General features: G+C 47.7%; 1 protein-coding gene. It reads left to right on the plus strand.

Features of this window, described 5'->3' with window-relative positions; translation table 11 throughout:
* Positions 1 to 260 (plus strand): hypothetical protein (locus MN204_RS20815; RefSeq protein WP_249872954.1); only part of this gene is annotated, 260 nt, incomplete at its 5' end.
* Positions 261 to 266 lie beyond the last annotated feature (6 nt).

Below are 266 nucleotides of genomic sequence, written 5' to 3' on the forward strand. Positions count from 1 at the left end.
GGTTGGCATTGGGTTTGGCGCCGAGGAAATCTGTCCGTTTGGAAGTTGATCAGTGGCGGAGGACTTTGGAGATGGATGGGGAGTTGTTTGTTCAGGGGAAACGTACCGTAGAATGTCACATTGGGACCTTCCGCAGCGGCGAGTTCGTCATTGAGACGAAAGATTTCATAATCTGGAGAGTCGTAGAGTTTTTAGTATGCGATATAAGAGAAGTTTGCGGGATAGCAGAAAGAAAAAGAGCAGCAACTGACCTTCTTTAGTCCAGG

The sequence above is a fragment of the Oceanobacillus saliphilus genome, from assembly GCF_023522835.1.
GTDB classification, from domain to species: Bacteria; Bacillota; Bacilli; order Bacillales; family Amphibacillaceae; genus Oceanobacillus; species Oceanobacillus saliphilus.